The organism is Bradyrhizobium acaciae, assembly GCF_020889785.1.
Classification (GTDB): Bacteria; Pseudomonadota; Alphaproteobacteria; order Rhizobiales; family Xanthobacteraceae; genus Bradyrhizobium; species Bradyrhizobium acaciae.
In genome coordinates this window covers 1-3,203 of record NZ_JACMYK010000272.1, presented here as the reverse complement: position 1 = coordinate 3,203, position 3,203 = coordinate 1, and the positions used below count along the sequence as shown (strand labels likewise).

3 protein-coding genes are annotated in these 3,203 nt (G+C 65.1%); 2 read left to right on the top strand and 1 reads right to left on the bottom strand.

The window, feature by feature from the left end; genetic code table 11:
* Window positions 1-62: 62 nt before the first annotated feature.
* Window positions 63-1,550: a DHA2 family efflux MFS transporter permease subunit gene (locus tag H8A92_RS40035; RefSeq protein WP_229200745.1), complete on the bottom strand. Its 1,488-nt coding sequence runs from the start codon at window positions 1,548-1,550 to the stop codon at window positions 63-65.
* Between the two features lie 141 nt (window positions 1,551-1,691).
* Here H8A92_RS40035 and H8A92_RS40030 point away from each other — a divergent pair, with 141 nt between their 5' ends.
* Both H8A92_RS40030 and guaB read left to right on the top strand, forming a co-directional pair.
* Window positions 1,692-1,943, top strand: a complete 252-nt coding sequence (locus H8A92_RS40030; protein ID WP_021081377.1) for a hypothetical protein — start codon at window positions 1,692-1,694, stop codon at window positions 1,941-1,943.
* A gap of 180 nt (window positions 1,944-2,123) precedes the next feature.
* Window positions 2,124-3,203 (top strand): IMP dehydrogenase (guaB, locus tag H8A92_RS40025; RefSeq protein WP_229200744.1); only part of this gene is annotated, 1,080 nt, incomplete at its 3' end.

Sequence of the window (3,203 nt, the reverse complement as noted above, 5' to 3'; positions counted from 1 at the left end):
GGTGATGGGATCGTGCGCGCAGATTCCATTCACTTCATTGCAGCACTGACCAAGCGGGCGCCTCACCCCAGCCGCTGATCCCTGGCGTTCTGGGTGTCTTCGGTCGCGGCCTTGACGGCGTCGGCGGCGGCGCGTTTCTCGGCGCCCTTGCGGCTGGAGATGTCGATCGCCTTGCGGCCGGCGATTTCGTTGCCGGCGTCGGCCGGCATCTGCCAGAAGAACCAGGCCGAGGCCGCCGAGATCAGTGAGACCACAATGAAGGCCGGTCCGAACACATCGGCGGAGAGTTCGGTCTGGTGATGCAGCGCCAGCGTGGTTTCGACGGAGAAGGCACCGACCGCGACGCCCGCCGACACCGCGAGCTGCTGGTTGACGCTGACGAGGGTGGTGGCGCGGCTCATCTGCGGAGCCTCGACTTCCGCATAAGCGACGGTGTTGATCGCGGTGAATTGCAGCGAGCGGAAGAAACCGCCGACCACCAGGATGGTGAAGATCAGCATCAGCGGCGTCGAGATCGTGAACAGCGCGCAGGCGGCGAGGAAGGCCGAGCTGACGACCGCATTCACCGTCATCATGTTGCGGAAGCCGAAGGCCTTGATGATGCGCGCCGCCAGCGTCTTCATGCCCATGGCGCCGACCGCCGACGCAAACGTCACGAGGCCGGACTGGAATGGCGACAGGCCGAAGCCGACCTGCATCAGCAGCGGCAGCAGGAACGGCAGCGCGCCGATACCGAGCCGGAACATGAAGCCGCCGACGATCGACGCCCGCATGGTCGGCAGCCGCAGCAGGCCGAAATCGAGGACCGGCGAACCGGTGCGCCGCGCGTGGATGACGTAGAGCGTCATCGACACCGTGCCGACCCCGACCAGTCCGGCAACGATCGGCCACGGCAGCAGGTTGAGGCCAGCGACCGATAGCCCGAATGCGATGCCGGCAAGCCCGATGCCGGCCAGCACCAACCCCAGCAGATCGAAACGCTCGGGGGCCTCGCTCTTGATCGGGTCGATGTATTTCAGCGCCAGGAAGATGCCGAGCAACCCGATCGGAATGTTGATCAGGAAGATCCAGTGCCAGGAGAAATAGGTGGTGATGAAGCCGCCGAGCGGCGGCCCGATCACCGGACCTATCAGTGCCGGGACCGTCACCCAGGCCATCGCGTTGACCAGCGCGCTCTTGTCGACCGAGCGCAACAGCACCAGCCGCCCGACGGGGGTCATCATCGCCCCGCCGAAGCCCTGCAGGATGCGGGCGAACACGAAATCGGTCACCGATCCCGACAGCGCGCAGCCGATCGAGCCCAGCATGAACACGGCAACCGCGCCGGCAAACACAATGCGGGCGCCGAAGCGGTCTGCGGTCCAGCCGCTCGCCGGGATGAACACCGCGAGCGACAGCAGATAGGAGGTGATCGCAAGCTTGAGCGTCAGAGGGCTGGTGCCGATATCGGCGGCGATCGCCGGCAGCGAGGTCGCAATCACCGTCGAGTCCATGTTTTCCATGAAAAGGGCGGTGGCCACGATGAGCGGGATCAGGCGTTGTTTGTTCATCAAAATGAGACGGCCGTGCTGAAAAAGGCGGGCGAGGGGGCCATATCATCCTGCCTCCGGCCACGCTATTGCGGAACCGGCCAAACGCCCTAAATCCTGCGTGACGCTGGTATGCATCCGACTGCGTTAGAGGTGTCTGCCGTGATCTATGTCCTCGCCGCTCTCTTGCCGCCGATCGGGCTGCTCCTGAACGGACAGCCGTTTTCGGCCATCTTCAACCTGGTCCTGATCGTGTTTTGCGCGATTTTCGGGCTGTTTTTCCACGTATTGCTGCTGGTGCCGTCGGCCCATGCGGTGATTGCGGTCCACATGAAGCGGGAAGACCGGCGCCACCGCGAGATGGTCGAGGCGATCCGCCGCCACGGGCCGCCGCCCGGTTACAGGGTCCCCTAAACAGGCCCCTAAAAAGCCTGTGCATGGCTGGCAAACACTTTGATTCGTCATGCCGCCATGCTATCGACCAGCGTCAACCCCACCGATGGGCGCCGATTCGACGGTGACGCAGCAAGCGTCGCCGCAGGCGACGTTCATCCGTAAGACCATCGCGGCTGGACCGCAGATAAGGAGTTGGCAATGGCCACGGGATTTCCGGCTATCCGCGAAGCCTTCACGTTCGACGATGTGCTTCTGAAGCCCGGTTTGTCCGACGTCCTTCCTTCGGAAGTCGATATTCGCTCGCGCGTCACCCGCGCAATCTCGCTCAACATCCCGATCATGGCGTCCGCGATGGACACCGTCACCGAGGCGCGCATGGCGATCGCGATGGCGCAGGCCGGCGGCCTCGGCGTCATCCATCGCAACTTCGATCCGGACGGCCAGGCCGCGCAGGTGCGCCAGGTGAAGAAGTTCGAGTCCGGCATGGTGGTCAATCCGCTGACCATCGGCCCCGACGCCACGCTGGCCGATGCGCTGACCCTGATGAAGGAAAACGGCATCTCCGGCATTCCGGTCGTCACAGGTAGCGCCAAGAACGTGCCGGGCAAGCTGGTCGGCATCCTGACCAACCGCGACGTGCGCTTTGCCAGCGATCCCAGGCAGAAGGTCTCGGAGCTGATGACGCACGAGAACCTCGTCACGGTGCGCGAGGGCGTCGGCCAGGACGAAGCGAAGCGGATGCTGCATCAGCATCGCATCGAGAAGCTCTTGGTCGTCGACGACCAGTATCGCTGCGTCGGCCTGATCACCGTGAAGGACATCGAAAAGGCGGTTGCCCATCCGCTCGCCTGCAAGGACGCGCAGGGCCGGCTTCGCGTCGCTGCCGCCACCACGGTCGGCGAGACCGGCTATGAGCGCACCGAGCGGCTGATCGATGCCGGCGTCGACGTCGTCGTGGTCGACACCGCGCATGGTCACTCGCGGCATGTGCTCAATGCCGTCAACCGGATCAAGCGGCTCTCCAACGCGGTGCAGGTCGTGGCCGGCAATGTCGCGACCGAGGGCGGCGCGCAGGCGCTGATCGATGCCGGCGCCGACTGCATCAAGGTCGGCATCGGCCCGGGCTCGATCTGCACCACGCGCATCGTCGCCGGCGTCGGCGTGCCGCAGCTCACCGCGATCATGGATGCGGTCGCGGCGGCGAAGAAGGCCGACGTGCCCGTGATCGCCGACGGCGGCATCAAATATTCCGGCGACCTCGCCAAGGCGCTCGCCGCC